Annotated in this window: 13 protein-coding genes; 7 read left to right on the forward strand and 6 right to left on the reverse strand. The window is 64.8% G+C overall.

Features of this window, described 5'->3' with window-relative positions:
• The 4 genes from MTR66_RS13515 to MTR66_RS13530 all read left to right on the forward strand — a co-directional run.
• Positions 1–184: short-chain fatty acyl-CoA regulator family protein (locus MTR66_RS13515; protein ID WP_243921914.1), on the forward strand; the 184-nt coding region annotated here is incomplete at its 5' end.
• Positions 185–376: 192 nt separating this feature from the next.
• A complete protein-coding gene (locus MTR66_RS13520; RefSeq protein WP_243921916.1) occupies positions 377–1,951 on the forward strand; it encodes a class I adenylate-forming enzyme family protein in 1,575 nt (524 codons plus the stop codon).
• Positions 1,952–2,068: 117 nt separating this feature from the next.
• Positions 2,069–2,902 (forward strand): IclR family transcriptional regulator, encoded by an 834-nt coding sequence (locus MTR66_RS13525; RefSeq protein WP_243921918.1) that lies wholly within the window; start codon positions 2,069–2,071, stop codon positions 2,900–2,902.
• 190 nt (positions 2,903–3,092) lie between these two features.
• Entirely contained in the window at positions 3,093–4,133 is a 1,041-nt protein-coding gene (locus MTR66_RS13530; protein WP_243922054.1) for a phosphotransferase family protein, read from the forward strand.
• A 36-nt stretch (positions 4,134–4,169) separates the two neighbouring features.
• On the opposite strand, the gene MTR66_RS13535 is transcribed toward MTR66_RS13530, so the two are convergent.
• From MTR66_RS13535 to MTR66_RS13550, 4 genes are all read right to left on the reverse strand, one after another.
• Entirely contained in the window at positions 4,170–5,369 is a 1,200-nt protein-coding gene (locus MTR66_RS13535; protein ID WP_243921920.1) for an amidohydrolase family protein, read from the reverse strand.
• Positions 5,370–5,506: 137 nt separating this feature from the next.
• Entirely contained in the window at positions 5,507–6,691 is a 1,185-nt protein-coding gene (locus MTR66_RS13540) for a thiolase family protein (RefSeq protein ID WP_243921922.1), read from the reverse strand.
• Positions 6,688–7,116, reverse strand: coding sequence for a Zn-ribbon domain-containing OB-fold protein (locus MTR66_RS13545; RefSeq protein WP_243921924.1), 429 nt, complete (start codon positions 7,114–7,116; stop codon positions 6,688–6,690). Before MTR66_RS13545 ends, MTR66_RS13540 begins: the two co-directional genes overlap by 4 nt.
• Complete coding sequence (locus MTR66_RS13550) at positions 7,116–8,330, reverse strand: CaiB/BaiF CoA transferase family protein (RefSeq protein WP_243921926.1); 1,215 nt, start codon at positions 8,328–8,330, stop codon at positions 7,116–7,118. Before MTR66_RS13550 ends, MTR66_RS13545 begins: the two co-directional genes overlap by 1 nt.
• A 149-nt stretch (positions 8,331–8,479) precedes the next feature.
• Between MTR66_RS13550 and MTR66_RS13555 the strand changes: the two genes are divergently transcribed.
• Complete coding sequence (locus tag MTR66_RS13555) at positions 8,480–9,550, forward strand: phosphotransferase (protein WP_243921928.1); 1,071 nt, start codon at positions 8,480–8,482, stop codon at positions 9,548–9,550.
• Between the two features lie 74 nt (positions 9,551–9,624).
• Here the strand turns inward: MTR66_RS13555 and MTR66_RS13560 are convergent, their stop codons facing one another.
• Together MTR66_RS13560 and MTR66_RS13565 are read right to left on the reverse strand one after the other, a co-directional pair.
• On the reverse strand, positions 9,625–12,129 hold the full coding sequence (locus tag MTR66_RS13560) for a TonB-dependent receptor (RefSeq protein WP_243921930.1): 2,505 nt from the start codon (positions 12,127–12,129) through the stop codon (positions 9,625–9,627).
• A 371-nt stretch (positions 12,130–12,500) separates the two neighbouring features.
• Positions 12,501–13,214, reverse strand: a complete 714-nt coding sequence (locus MTR66_RS13565) for a dienelactone hydrolase family protein (protein ID WP_243921932.1) — start codon at positions 13,212–13,214, stop codon at positions 12,501–12,503.
• A 125-nt stretch (positions 13,215–13,339) separates the two neighbouring features.
• On the opposite strand from MTR66_RS13565, the gene MTR66_RS13570 reads away from it, so the two are divergent.
• Together MTR66_RS13570 and MTR66_RS13575 are read left to right on the forward strand one after the other, a co-directional pair.
• The gene (locus MTR66_RS13570; protein ID WP_243921934.1) at positions 13,340–14,074 is read left to right on the forward strand and encodes a TonB family protein; all 735 of its coding nucleotides are present in this window, start codon (positions 13,340–13,342) and stop codon (positions 14,072–14,074) included.
• Between the two features lie 129 nt (positions 14,075–14,203).
• Positions 14,204–15,247, forward strand: a complete 1,044-nt coding sequence (locus tag MTR66_RS13575) for a mannose-1-phosphate guanylyltransferase (RefSeq protein WP_243921936.1) — start codon at positions 14,204–14,206, stop codon at positions 15,245–15,247.
• Positions 15,248–15,259 lie beyond the last annotated feature (12 nt).

Genomic DNA, 15,259 nt, shown 5'->3' on the forward strand with positions numbered 1-15,259 from the left:
AGGCCGGCTGGTCTATGCGGGCGGCATCGATCCCGCGAGCGCGCCGACGACGCCGATCGGCGTAACCTGCCGCCTGTGCCACCGCGCCGCCTGCACCGCGCGCGCCGTGCCGCCGATCGGGCGCGATGTGCTGGCGGACGACTACACGCGGACCGCGCAGCCCTATACCTTTGCGGAGAGCTGAGCGGCTTCCTGCTCTTGCACTTCGCTCCGCAATTCCTCAATATCGATAAAAGATCTGCAATTTCGAATAATGTGCAGCCCGGCGATGACTGGGATTAGACGCTTGTCTTGCCTCTATGCAGGCGGCAGGATCGCGGGGGAGAACGGGCACGGCGCTTATGGCGGGCATGGCCGAGCGAGAGGATGACGGACATTGACCAGGGATACCGGGACCACGGATATCGGCGGGCAGGACGGACCGGGTTCGGCCAGCACGTTTCCGCAACTGATCCGCGCGGCGGCAGCGGCGTATGGCGAGGCTCCGGCGGTGATGCGGGAGGAGGACGGCCAGGAGATCGAAGCGATCACCTACCGCGAACTCGACGACCGTTCCGCCCTGATCGCGCGCGGGCTGGCGGCCCGGGGTATCGGCAAGGGCGCACGGGTCGGTTTCATCTTCGGCAATGGCCCGATGTTCGCGCTGATGCTGGCGGCGATCAGCCGGATCGGTGCGATTGCCGTGCCGGTCAGCACAATGATCCGCGCCAACGAACTTGTCCGCGTGCTGCGCCAGTCCGACGTGCAGGGCCTCGTGCTGACCCGCACGATGCTGGGCAAGGACTACGTTGAGCGCCTTCTCGAAGCGCTGCCCGAACTGGAAGGGCAAGACAGTGAGGCTTTGCGCCTGCCGCGCGCGCCGTACTTGCGCTGGATCGTCTCTTCGGGGGAAGAGTTGCCATCCTGCATTGCGCCGATGGAATTCCTGACCGATGCGGCGGCGGGCTTCGGCGAAGACCTGCTGCGCGAGATTGAATCCGAAGTGCATCCCACCGATCAGATGGTGGAGATCTACACCTCCGGCTCGATGGCGCTGCCCAAGGGGGTTAAGCACCACCATGGCCCGGTCTGCTTCCGCAGCCACACCTTGCGCGAAATGATGGAGCACACGCCGGGCAAGCGGGTCGTGTGCATGCTGCCGATGTTCTGGGTGGGCGGGCTGATGCTGTATCTCGTGCCCGGTCTGGAGGCGGGCTCGGTGGTGGTCTGCACCGACCGCACGCTCAGCAACAGCCGTTTCGCCATGGGCAGCGTGCTCGCCGAAGAGGACCTCAAGAAGATACAGGGCCCCAAGCCCTGGTGGGGGCTGGGCATGAGCGAGACGCTGGGCCCCTATTCCTGGGGCGACGATTTCCGCGCGCCGGGCTATCCGGTCTGCGCGCCGATGGATCACTTCGCCCCCGGCTATGACATCCGCATCGCCGATGACAGCAACCGTCCGGTGGCGGCGGGGGAAGTGGGCGAGATGCAGGTGCGGGGCTATCCGGTGGCGAGCGGCCTCCACAAGATCGAGAAGGCGGAGCACTATACGCCCGACGGTTATTACCGCACCGGGGACATGTGCCTTGTCGAGGACCGTCCGCAGGGCCGCCGCATCCATTTCACCGGGCGCAACGGTGACATGATCAAGGTCGCCAGCTCCAATGTCTCGCCTGCCGAAGTGGAAATGGAGATGCAGGGGCTGGACGGCGTGCACAGTGCCTATGTCGTCGGCGTGCCGGATCAGGAACGGGGCAATCTGCTGGTTGCCGCCGTTGTCCCGCGGGATGGGGTGAAGCTGGATTTCAGCTTCATAGAGGCCGAGATGCGCCGCCGCCTGTCCAGCTACAAGGTCCCGCGCGTCTATATGGAACTGGCGCGGGAAGACGTGCCGTTGCTGCACTCCAACAAGGTCGCCCGGCGCGAGATTGCCCGGATGATGGCGGAGCAGCTGGGCCGCGTGGAAGCGTAGGGGAAGGGCGAGGCCCGCGGTTTACTCTGCGCCATTTGCTCCAGCGAAGAGCCGCTTCTATTGACGAAGCACGCCAATTGCCCATACGCGTGGGAATTCGAAATAGCGAAAGAGCCCATGTCGCGTTCCTCCCCCGGCGTTGCCCGTGTGGCCGCCATTTTGAACTTCATTGCCGGCCATCCGGGCCAGGCTTTTGCGCTGACCGATCTCGTGCGGGCGCTCAAGCTCAGCCGGGCGACCTGCCATGCCCTGCTGACCGGGCTGGTCGATGTGGGCTACCTCTATCGCACGACCGACAAGACATACGTGCTGGGCCCGGCCCTTGCCGCGATCGGGCGGACGGCGGCCGAACACTTCTCGCCGCTGCAGGTGGTCCAGCCCGAGATGCGGAGCCTTGCCGATGAGTTCGACGTGGTGTGCGGCGCCTATTTTCTGGAGGGGGAGACGATCCACTTGCGCGAGCGCGCCGCCTCGCTCAGCCACGTGGGCTATCCGGTGCCGCTGGGCACACGCATGCCGCTGCGCTGGATCCAGGCGATGTCGTTCTTCGCCCGGACCCCGCGCGAGGCGGAAAACTGGGCGGCCCGCACCACCCCGGCCTTGAGCGAAGAGCAACTCGTCCCGTTCCGCGCCGGTCTCGACTTCGTGCGCGAGCAGGGCTTCCTCCCGCTCATGCGCCGTCCGGACCGGGGCGAGGAAGGCATCAGCGCGGGGACCCAAGATCCGCCGGTGGTGCCGCAGCTGACGCTGGAAGAAAGCACTGTCTATCCGCTCATGGCGATCATGGCGCCGATCTATGACAGCCGGGACCGGGTGACGATCTCGCTGGTCCTGGCCGGTTTTCACGGCGCGATGACGGGCGCCGCCGTGACGCAGGCAGGGCGCCGCCTCGCCGAGGCCTGCGCGCGTATTTCCAGCTTCCTTTCGGGCCGCGCCGCGCCGCTCGACTGAGCCCGGCAGAGAGCGGGGGCTGCGTTGTGCGCTCCCGTTTCCGTCCCGGCTTCCCCGTTTCTTCTCGTTATTCCTGCGCAGGCGAGAGGCTCCTCGCTTGACCGGCCTTTTGCGTTTCCGTATCAGATAAGTGAAAATAAATTCACAATATAGAATTATTGACGAAGGCGGGAGAGGGACCTTGTCGGATGTGATTGTTGCACCGGAAACGCGCGATCTGGAGGATCTGGCCGGACGGCTGGCGGACTGGCTCGCGCGGCGGCTTCCACAGGCCAGCGGCATTGCGATTACCGGTCTCGCCTATCCGCGCGGAGCGGGGCAGAGTCATGAGACCGTGCTGTTCGACGCGTGCTGGGACGAGGGCGGCCGCACCCGCGAACAGGGCTGCGTCGTGCGCATCAAGCCCAAAAGTTTCACCGTGTACCCTGATACCTTGTTCGACGAGCAGTACCGGATGATGAAGCTTTTGGCCGAAGACGGGCAGGTCCGTGTCGCCCGTCCGCTCTGGTTCGAAGAGGACCCGGGCATTCTCGGCAATCCGTTCTTCGTGATGGAGAAGAAGCAAGGCCGCGTGCCCGTCTCGATCCCGCCTTACGCGCGCGAAGGGTGGCTGCACGATTCCACCCCGGGGCAGCGCCGTACCCTGTGGCGCAATGCGGTGAGCCAGCTTGCCGCGATCCAACGGGTTCCGCTCGAAGGGATGGAGTTCCTGCAAGGCCCGCCGGGCGCCACACGCGGCCTTGCGCAGGAGTGGGACAAGTACACTCGCTTCGCCCGCTGGCTGCAGGACGTGGAGCCGCTGCCGGTGCTCGACGATGCACTGGCGCGGCTCAAGTCGCTATGGCCCGAACAGCAGCCCGAAGGCCTCGTCTGGGGCGACGCACGCATCGGCAACATGATGTTCGGCGAAGACTATGATGTCGTTGCGGTGATGGACTGGGAACAGCCCTCGCTTGGCGGTGCGCTGCATGATCTGGCGTGGTTCTGCGTCATCGCGGACACCATGCACGGTCCGGACTCGACCTACGGCGCGCCGCTCGAAGGCATGGGCAGCCGCGAGGAAACCGTCGCGTTGTGGGAAGAGCTGAGCGGCAAGTCCGCCGCCGGGCTGGCGTGGTACGAAGACTTCACCCGGTTCAAGATGACCTGCACCGGCATCCGCCTCGGCCACTTGCGCGGCACGCCGCTGATGGACGAGGCGGCAATGCGCAAGCGGCTGAAAGTGGACTGAGCGGTGTGCTGTTCCCGGCGCCGTGTGCGGCCGGGGTCAATCCAGCCCGAGCAGCTTGCGGCAATTGCCGTTGATGATGGCTTTCACGTCTGCTTCGGGCACGCCCTCGAAATCCCGCTGGATGATCTGGCGCGATTTGGGAAAGGTGGTTTCCGAGTGCGGATAGTCCGATGACCACATGATGTTCCTCCCGCCCGGCAAATCGCGGCACAGGATGCCCGTGCGGTCCTGAATGAACGAGCCGTAGACATTGCGGTCCATGTAGTACGATGGCGGGTTCTTCAGCGTGCTCTTGGTCCAGAAGCGCTGCTTCTCCCAGGTGCGGGTGATGTATTCGGTGTACCACGCGAACCAGCCCACGCCGCTTTCCATGCTGCCGATCTTGAGGTCGGGGAAGCGGTCGAAGATGCCGTTGAAGATGAAGATGCCGATCGGTTCGGCCATGGCCAGCTTGCTCATCGGCATGTCCGGCAGGAAGAATTCGGCCTGCCCGAAACGCGGCACCCGCGCGCCAAGGTGGAAAGTGATGACGACACCCGCGTCGCAGACCGTCTTCCACAGCTTGTCGAACGCCGGGCCGGAATATTGCAGCGCCCCCTTGGGATCGCCGGTCAGCGCCGAGACTTGCCCTTCCTTCAGCGCCTTCACGCCCGAAGACGTTTTCCACGCTTCCGGATTTTGCGGGAAAGCGGGCAGGTTGATCGCGCGGAAGCCCTTTCTGGCGAGCCGTTCCACATGCTCGCAGGTCTCGCCGATATCGCGCATCGGGACATAGCCCACCGGATAGAGCCTGTCGGGCGCGGCCGAGCAGAAATCGAGCACCCAGTTCTGGTAGGCTTCATAGCTGGCGATGTAGAGTTCGTTGTCGAACGAGCCCAGAGGGCCGCCGCCGAACAGCAGGGCGGCGTCCATCCCGTCCGCATCCATGTCGGCCAGGCGGGTGGCCGGTTCCCAGACCTTGCGCTGTTCTTCGAGGCGGCCTTTCATCTTGAAGGTCTCGCCGGTGCGGCCTGCCTGGTTGTTGATCATCATGAACGGGCGGCGGTTCCCTTCGAAGCAGATGTAGTCGCCGTCTTCGGCGTGTTCGATCGTGGGCGCGCGGTCCCGCAGATGCGCGGGCAGGTAGTCCTTCCACATGTCATGCGGGGGATCGATGTGGGCGTCGGCATCGAAGATGGGGCCGTATGTCCATTCGGCGGTCTGGCCGTCCCGGATTGCTGGATCTGCCTCGCTCATGTCCCGGTCTCCTCTCCTGCCGTTTCCCGGCTATGGCCATAAATTCGAAATACAGAACTTATTATCGCTATATTGAATTTAGGAGTCAAGCGAGCGACTCGCCGGGCTTTCATCCGCCCGCCATGGGGCAGGCACGCTCAATCGCGCCGCAGGATCATGGCGCCGTACCCGTAGCCGCCGTTGGAGATGATGCAGGTCTTGGCATCGCGCACCTGCCGCCCGCCGCCCCGGCCCCAGAGCTGGACGGTCGCCTCGTGAAGGTGCCCGTAACCGTGAAAGCGCCCGCCCGAGAGTTGGCCGCCGCCGGTATTGAGCGGCAATTCGCCATCGAGCGCGATGCGCTGTCCGCCTTCGACGAAGCGGCAGGCCTCGCCCCGGGGCACGAGGCCCAGCGCTTCCATCCACAGCCAGACATGGATGGAAAACCCGTCGTAGATCTGCGCGCAGTCCATGTCCGAAGGCTTGAGGGCGGTGCGCTGCCACAGCATGGCACCGGCCTTTCCGGCTGCGGGCAGGGCCGTGAAGTCTCCCTCGTGATGGCCCGCCCACAGGCCGCCCACGGCCATGCCCATGGCTTCGATGTGCAGTGGCGGGTTCCTGAGGTCTCTGGCGGCATCAGCGCGGGACAGCACGATCGCGGTCGATCCGTCGATGTGGGAATCGCAGTCGTAGAGGCGCAGCGGGGTGGAGATCATGCGCGCGGCCAGATAGTCCTCCAGCGAGAGCGGCTTTCTGTAGATCGCGTTGGCATTGTGCGCTGCATTGCGGCGGCTGTTCACCGCGATCATGCCGAGTTGCTCTTCGCTGGCGCCGTACTTCGCAAAATAGGCCTGGGCATAGAGCGCGAACGTGTTGATGGGCGACAAGGCGTTGAACGGCACGGTCCAGGCGTTGTTGCCTTCCACGCGGCTGCGCGATCCGGCCATCAGCGTGGACTGCCGGGCGGCCATGCGCGCACTGGCCTGCGCCACCGTGCGGAACACCACGACATGGCGCGCCAGTCCGCAGGCCAGCGCGGTCACGGCGTTGAAGACCGGCGCCATGTGGCTGAACCCCTCCGCCGAGGCGAGAATCCAGCGCGGCTCGATCCCGAGCATGGCGGCCGCTTCGGAGGGGCTGACCGGCGCGATACCGCCGCCTTCGGGCGACTTGCCGGGATAAGTGGCGATGCCGTCGATATCGGCGGGTTCGAGCCCGGCATCGGCGATCGCGGCAAGGCAGGTATCGGCGGTAAGCTGCAACGCGCTGCGCGCGGACGGGCGCCCGGCCTGCGATTGCGCGGCGCCGGTGATGCAGGCCTCTTTTTCGGGATAGGGCGTCATGCCGCATCCTCCCCGGTATCGGGGCGGAACATCGGCAGCCAAACGTCCTCGTGCTGTTCGAAAGCGACGGTCACGGCCATTCCGGCCCGCACGGCACCGGCCGGCGCAAGGATATTGGTGAAGACATAGAGTTCGCGCTGTTCGGCCAGTTCCACGGCCGCGAACACGAAGGGCACGTCGAGGCCGGGCAGCCAGGCTTCGTGGTTGACCGTATAGCTGGCGATCCGGCCCTTGCCCGAAACCGGTTCGGGCGCCACGGCCTCGCTGGTGCAGGCCGCACAGCGCGGCAAGGGCGGGTGCTGCCAGATGCCGCAGTCGCCGCAACGCTGGATGCGCAGCACGCCTTGCGCTCCGCAAGTCCAGTAGAAGGCGGTCTCCGGTTCGAGCCGGGGCAGCTTGCGGGCGGGGCTGGACGTATCAGCCATCAGAACACCACCCCTTGCACCTTGAGAGTGATGATCGCCTCTTCGCTGTAGCCGAGGCCTTGGAGCACCGCGTCGCTATCTGCGCCCAGTTCCGGCGCGCGGCGTGCGGGCATCGCCTGCTTTTCAAACAGCATCGGCAGGCTGACGAGGGGCAGGTCCGTGCCGTCTCCGCAATCCACGCGTTGCAGGTAGCGATTGGCTCTGACCTGCACGTCGTCCTTCATCTCGCCGACGTGCTGGACGACATCCCACTGCCCATCCTGCCGGGCGAGGATCGTTTTCCATTCGCCAAGCGTCTTGCTGGCGAACAGCGCCTGCATGTCCGCGAAGCAGGCGGCGCGGTTCTCGCGCCGGGCCGCGGCCGTGGCATAGCGTGGATCGGCGGCCAGATCGGGGCGGCCCGCAGCTTCGCACAGCCGCGTCCAGTATTTGTCCGCCTGCAGCATGCACAGTGCCACGAAGCGGCCGTCCCGGGTGCGGTAGTTGCAGACCAGCACGTTGTGCGGTGCCAGGTCCGCCGGGCGGGGAAATTTCAGCACGTCGTTGTCCGTGGCCTGGGCAATGACGCGCTGCATCGCCCACATCGCGGTGCCGAGCAGCGACACGTCCACTTCCGAGCCTTCGCCGGTTCTGGCTTTTTTGACCAGCGCCGCGGACACGGCGCCGGCCAGCATCGAGCCCGACAGGGAATCGCCGAACGCGGGGCCCGGCGGCCCGACAGGCCGGTCCGCCCCGTCTTCGGTGATGGAGGAACTGACGCCGCCGCGCGCCCAGAAGCTGATCGCATCATAGCCGCCTTTCCCGCTTTCGGGGCCGTTCGGGCCGGAGGCGCTGCCGCTGGCGTAGATCAGCCCGGGGAAGGCAGCGCGCAGGGTTCCGGCATCGATCCCCATGCTGCGCCGTGCGGGGGGAAGCAGGCTGGTCAGGAATACGTCCGCATCGGCCAGCAGCTTCATCAGCACCGCGCGCCCGGCTTCCTGCTTGAGGTCCAGCGTGATCGAATGCTTGCCGCGATTGTACGATTCCCAGGAATAGTCGAGGCCGCGTGCCGCGCCTTCGGTGCCGCCGGTCTGCAGGCCCCGGATCGGGTCTCCGCTGGGCGGTTCCACCTTGATGACCTCGGCCCCCAGATCGGCAAGCATGCCGCCGGTGACAGGCACGAAGGCCCACATGGCCACTTCGACGACTTTGATTCCTTCCAGTGGCTTGCTCATGGCGCTTCCCGCCTCTCCCTCGCGTTTCGGGCCACTATGCCGTGGCTGTCATTTCGCCCTCATAATTCTGTATTATGAATAGTGGACCGAAATAGCGAATTAGGTCAAGCTGCGCGGATCGTCGCCAGAACATCGCCGGAGGAGAGAGGATGCCCGAAGTGTTGACCCGCAGCCGCCCGTTCGAACCGCAGATCGCGGTTCCCGCCACGCTCGCCGAAGCGCTCGATCCCGCATGGCTGACGCAGGCCCTGTCCGGCACGTCCGGGGGCAGCCGGGTGATCGCGGTGGAGGAAACCGAAGTGATCCGCACGGTGGCCACCAAAGTGCGCTTTGCCGCGGCGTTCGAGAACGGGCAGCGGGGCCATTTCTGCCTGAAGGGGCTCCTCGATGCCGATGCCGCGACAGCGCGCGGCGGGCCGACATGCGTGCTGGAGGCCGACTTCTACGGGAAAGTGGCTCCGATCGTGGACATGCGCGTGCCTGATGCCGTCAGCACCGTGATAGACCGAAAGGCCCAGCAGGCGGTGACGGTGATGCGCGATCTGATCGCGGAGGGCGCGGTGTTCTGTTCCGCGCTCGATCCGTTCACGGCCGAAGATGCGCTGATGAGCCTGGATCAGCTCTCGCGTCTCCATGCGCGCAGTGCATTCCTTGACGATGCCGGCTGGATACGCCCGCGCGCGGCCCAGCTGGCGAAGATGACTTACGTTACGCCGGACATGCTGCAGGAGCTGCTCGACGGGCCGCGCGGGGAGGGGCTTTCGCCCAAGGTGCGCAGCGCGCGCAATCTTGCGTCTGCGATCGGGGCGCTGGCGGAGCGTGACGGCGGCCGCCCGCAATTCATGATCCATGGCGATGCCCATGCGGGCAATATCTACCGCACCGGCGGGGGCATGGGCGTGATCGACTGGCAATTGCTCCAGCGCGGCGGCTGGGCGCTGGACGTGGCCTATCACTTGAATGCCGTGCTGCCGGTGGACGCGGCCGAGGCCGGGGAACGCCGCCTGCTGGACGAATACCTGGCGATGATGCGCGGCCACGGAATCGCGATGCCCGGGGCCGAACAGGCCTGGGCGCAGTACCGCGAGGCGGTTGTCTACGGCTATTACCTGTGGTCGATCACCCGCCGTGTCGATCCGCCGGTCATCGTCCAGTTTACCCGCAGGCTGGGGCAGGCCGTCATGCGGCATGACAGTTTCGGCCTGCTGGGAATTTCCTGAACCGCCGGGACTGGCTTAGCCCTGACCGGCAGGAGCCCCGGCTATGCGTAAAGCCGGGGCTCCTGCCGTTCGGGTCACTTTCCGAAGTTTACCCGCACGCGCAGGCCGTACATGCGCGGCGGGCCATAGGCGAAATCGAGGATGCCCGAGCTTTCGTAACCGCCGCCCGAGGCGGTCTTGTAGATTTCGTTGGTGATATTCGTGGCAAAGCCGATCAGATCGATGCCCGAGCCCGCAATGTTCTTCCAGCTGGCATTGAGGTTCAGCAGGTTGGTTGCCGGGATGGTCACGCGTTCCGAGGGGGTGGTGGCGGTGTAGTAATAGCCGTCCACCGCTTGGCGCGAGGTGTAGGTGTAGGTGGCGCCGAACGAGATCTGGCCCAGACTCTCGTCTACCGGCAGGTTCACGTCCGCCGAAACGGTGAGGCGGTTCTTGGGCGAATAGCTGAGCGAGTCGCCGGGCGCGCCGCGCGGGATGATCGTCTCGAACGGGCTGTCGGCCGAGAGGGTGGGGGCGACCAGTTCCTTGATCTTGGTATCAAGATAGGTGTAGCCCGCCGAAAGGCGCAGCATGTCGAACAGCGTGGCGCCCGCGTCGATTTCGATGCCTTTGATTTCCGACTTGCCGGCATTGATGATGGCCGCACCGCCCGCCAGCCCGCTGCCCTGCTTTGCCACCAGCGCTCCGAAAATCTGCTGATTGCTGAAGTCGTTATAGAAGGCCGCGATATTGAAATAGCCGGGAACGGCGCCCCGGAATGTGAGCTTCGAGCCCAGTTCGAAGGCATCGACTTTCTCCGGCTTCCAGGTCTCAAGGCCGGGGTTGGTGAAGTTGACGCCGCCCTGGCGGTAGCCGCGGGCATACTTGGCATAGAACAGCATGTCGGGCGTGGGCTTGAAATCGAGATCGATCAGCCAGGTCGGCTTGTTCGACTTGTTCTTGATCCGGGTGCCGCAGGCGGAGGTATCGCCGCCATTGGCCAGAAGATCGACGGTCGGGTGATTGAGCACGTCGTTGCAGACGCGGTTGACCGGGATCGTTCCCAGGCCGGGGATCGTCATCAGGCCCCAGCGGTTGCTTTCGGAGTATCCGTCGATCTTGTCGAACGTGTAGCGCGCGCCTGCCGTGATCGCGAACTGATCGGTCAGGTTGTACGTGCCTTGTGCGAAGATCCCGTGGTTGTCGAAATCGAAACGCGTGCGTGATTCCGAAACGAGCGCGAGGCCGTTGGTGGAGAGCGGCAGGCCGAGCGGGAGCACTCCGGTGCACTGCAGCGTGCCCGGATCGGCGCAGTTGCCATAGATGCCCGTGCGCTGCTGGTTCCAGCCGATCGGGCGGCTGAATTCCAGATAACCGCCGATGACGTAATTGAACTTGCCGTCGGAAGAGCGCCCTTGCAGCTGCAGTTCCTCGGTCACGGTCGATTCCGCGGCGGCATGGTAATCGGGCTGGATGTCAAGCGCGATGTAGTTCCACGGCGTGCCGGGGGTGATGCCGAACGCGGCGGCCGTCGGGGTGTCGGAAATGAAGAAGTTGTCGCTGTAGAGGCCGAAGGCGGAATCCTCGCGGAATTCGCCGTAGCTCATGATGTTCTTGACGGTCAGCGTATCGCTGGCCTGCCAGGTGGTCGTATTGATCGCCTGCCAGGTTTCCAGAAGGATACGTGGATCGGGATGGCTGACTTCGACATCGAGCCTGCCGTCCCCGCGCGCGGCCTGGCGGTCGATCTGGTCGCAGGCCGAAGTCGCGGTGAAGTAGTGCGTGAACGATCCGCCCGCGAGCGGGCTCACGGCATCGCGGTCGCAGCTTTCGTAGTGGTTGGCGTAGCCGTTCGTGTCGGAGCGGCTGTAGTGGAAGATCGTGTAGTTTTCGAGATCGGGTGTCAGGTCCGCGACGATGCTCAGGCGGGCATAGACATAATCCGTGTCGTTATAGTCTTTGGGCCCGATGCCCGAGCGGTTCTTCATGTACCCGTCGCGCGTGTTGCGGTCGAACGAGAGGCGGACCTTGAAGGTATCGGCAAGCGGCAGGTTGACGGCCGCCTGCACGCGGCGCTGGTTGTAGTTGCCAACTGTGCCTTCGACGTAGCCTTCCAGCAGATCGGTGGGCTTGGCCGGAACCAGCAGGATCGCGCCGCCGGTGGTGTTACGCCCGAACAGGGTGCCCTGTGGGCCCTTGAGCACTTGCACGTTCTGCAGGTCGGTGAAGGAACCGGCCCCCACTGAGTTGCCCGAAGAGGTGCCGCCCTGCGCCCGCACGCCCACGACATCGGCGAAATAGACGCCCACGGTTGGCGCGGTCGACTGGTCCTGATTGAACCCGCGCAGCGAGAAGTTGGCCTTTTCGGGGCCGTACCGGGTGTTGACCGACAGCGAGGGGGTATATGTGGCCAGATCCGATGCCACGGCGATGTTGCGTTTCTCGATCTGCTCGTTGCTGTAGACAGTCATCGAGATCGGCACGTCCTGCAGGCGTTCCTCGACGCGGCGGGCGGTGACAATGATGGCATCGGCGTCGGAAGCCTCCTGCGCCAGCGCGGGCATCGCGGCCGATACCCCCGGTAATGCGACTCCAAGCATCAGTGCTGTTTTTATATTCTTGGCCAGCATGGTTTCTCTCTCCCTCCTGAAAACCTGTTCTCATGCGCCGGAAACAAGAACACCGGGCGGCCGGTGTTCCGGTCCGCTGCTTTGGCCAGCTTTGGAGAGATTATGGGCAGGCACAGCCCGTCCTGAGGCGGATGTCCCCCATATGTCCCTTCATGCTTCCTCTATCCCGATGTGCCGGTTGCCGACATCATTCGTTTCTCTTTTGGAGGCAGATTACTGCAGTTGCATGCCGATGCAAGCAAAAGTGGATCATATCTATTCTGTATATGGAACTATGATTTCCTAAATAGAATTACTCCGGGTATTTTGTGACGCGCGGGTAACACTGCGGGGAAAACCCGCTAGCCGATCGTTTGTGCCAGCAAGGCCAGCGTCCCGGCCCAGGCGACCCGGTGGGCGAGCGGGTCGTAAGCAATCCCTTCCGCGAACCCGTCGTGGTCGGGATCGGTGAACGCATGCTGCGCGTGGGAGAACAGCGTGATCTGGTAGCAGGCCTGCGCGTCATCGAGTTCCGCGCGAAGCGCATCGAGGTCCGCTGCGGGGGCATAAGGATCGCGCGCGCCCGACCAGACGGCAATTTGCGCCTGGACTACGTGCGGCCGGGCCGGGGCATGCGTGGTCAGCAACCCGTGGCAGCTTGTCACGCAGGCGATCGCGGCGCCGCTGCGGGCGAGTTCCAGAACGCACTTGCCGCCAAAGCAATAGCCGATCGCGGCGATGCGGTGCGGGTCAGTGCCGGGGAGGCCGCGCACGGTTTCGAACCATGCCACGGCACGTTCGCGCAGTAGTTCGGGGGCGGCCATCAGTGCGGCGAAGTGTTGGCCTGCCGCTTGCGGAGTGGAGATGTCCGCACCGGCGCCGTACATGTCTATGCCAATGGCGAGATAGCCATGGCCAGTCAGCTCCCGCATGGCTTTCAGAAAGCTCGGGCCCGGGCCGGTGGCGCCGGGAAACATCAGCACGGTGCCGCGCACGTCATCCCGCTCCGGCCGCGCCAGAATGCCCTTCAGCGCGATATCGCGGTGCATGCAAAGCAGCGGTTCGAAGTCCTCCATGCTTTGGTCATCCTCCCTTGTGTCGTAATTGTGAATTTTATTTCGCAAAACAGGATGGCGTGCCGCATCCGCCTTGTCAAAGCGCACCGTTGCCATGGCCGGGCGGGCCGTGGCATGGCGGCCGCATGACGCAGGCCGATCTCCGGACGGGGCGCCGCACACGGTGGGGTGTGGCCATATTCGTACTGCTGTTCCACCTTGTGCTGATCGCGGGGCTGATCCGGGCCTTCACGCCCCGGTTCGCGGCGGGCGTGGCCGATGCTGTCGTGCAGGTGTTTTCGATTCCCGCACCGGCGCCAGCGCCTGAACCGGCCCCGTCTCCCGCACCGTCACCAAGCGCGGCGCCTCCGGCAGAGGAAGGAGCGGCGGGCGCGCCCGGCCGCAAAGCGAAACCGCGCGATACAGCGGCTCCCGAGGCGCCTATCGCGGTCAAGCCGACACAGGCCCCGCCCGTGGCGGGCCAGGGCGACGAAAATGCTTCCGGCGCGCGCGCCGAAGGCGATGAAACCGGAGCCTCGGGCCCCGGCATGGGCACGGGTGCCGGGGCTGGCGGGACAGGGCAGGGCGGCGGCGGAAAGGGCGCGCCGACAGTGAAGATCAAGGGCGATATCAACTCTGCGAAAGACTATCCGCGCGCCAGCCGCAGCCTGCGGATCGGCGCATCCGTCACCATTGACCTGACGGTTGGCACGGATGGCCGCGTCAAGGCCTGCCGGATCGTGCGCCCCAGTCCCGATTCCGAAGCAGACCGGATCACGTGCAAACTTGCCACGAAACGCTTTCGTTTCCGGCCCGCAACGGACACTGCTGGGCACCCGGTGGACGCGATATACCGCTGGCGCCAGCGCTGGTTTTATTGAATTCGGATGTGTCTTGTGGTGACCGAACTAGCCATTTCGGCGATGTTTTACCCCTGAGGAGCCGTTGCAAAGAAGTCTGTTGGCATTCATAGCGGTGAGCCTCTCATGTACGCTAACAAACCGGAAAGCATGGTTGATATCGTCCCAGTCATCTTGTGTGGAGGCAGCGGAACGCGCCTCTGGCCGCGTAGCCGGGCCAGCAAGCCGAAACCGTTTCTGCCGCTGGTCGGCGATAGTACCCTGTTTGAGGCTGCGCTGGCCCGTTGCCCGGGCGATGGCGGGTTCGCGGCGCCGGTGGTCGTGACCGGACGCCAGCATCTCGATCACGTCGAGCAGCAGTTGGGCGCCGCCGATGGGGCACAGATCATCGTCGAACCCTCGGCCAGGAATACGGCGGCAGCCATTGCGCTTGCGGCTTGCCGTCTTCCGGAAGATGCGATCATGCTCGTTTGCCCCAGCGACCATCACATCGCCGATGCACAGGCCTTTGCGGAGGCCGCGCATGCGGCTGCCGATCTAGCCAGCGAAGGCTGGCTGGTTTCCTTCGGGATCGAGGCGACTGCGCCGGAAACCGGTTTCGGCTACCTCAAGCAGGGCGAGCCGATCGGTGCGAAGGGCTTTCGTACTGCGCAGTTCGTCGAAAAACCGGATCTGGAGCGGGCCAAGGCTTTCCTGGCCGAGGGCGGCTATGCCTGGAATGGCGGAATTTTCGCGTTCCGGGTCAAGGACTTTCTGGGCGAACTTGCAGCCCATCGTCCGCAGATCGCTCAGGCCGTGGCCGATGCCGTGGCCAAGGGCGGAACGGACGGACAGCGCTTTCATCCCGATGCCGAAACGTTCGCCACGGTGGAAAGCGATTCCGTCGATTATGCCGTGATGGAAAACACCAGCCACGCCGCAATGGTGCCGGTGAACATGGGCTGGTCCGACATCGGCAACTGGCACGCCTTGCACGAAGCGCTGGCACGCGATGCGGACGGAAACTCCGTGCGCGGCAATGCCAAGGCGGAACTGGTCGATTGCCGCAATGTGCTGGTCGATAGTGATGGGCCGCGCGTGTCCGTGATCGGTCTCGAAGATGTCATCGTCGTGGTTGATGGGAACGACGTGATGATCACGACCGTGGCCGGTGTCCAGAAAGTCGGCAAGCTGGATGGCGCAGCAAACCAGTGAAGGGGCTCGGTT

The organism is Novosphingobium beihaiense (genome assembly GCF_022832375.1).
Lineage (GTDB): Bacteria > Pseudomonadota > Alphaproteobacteria > Sphingomonadales > Sphingomonadaceae > Novosphingobium > Novosphingobium beihaiensis.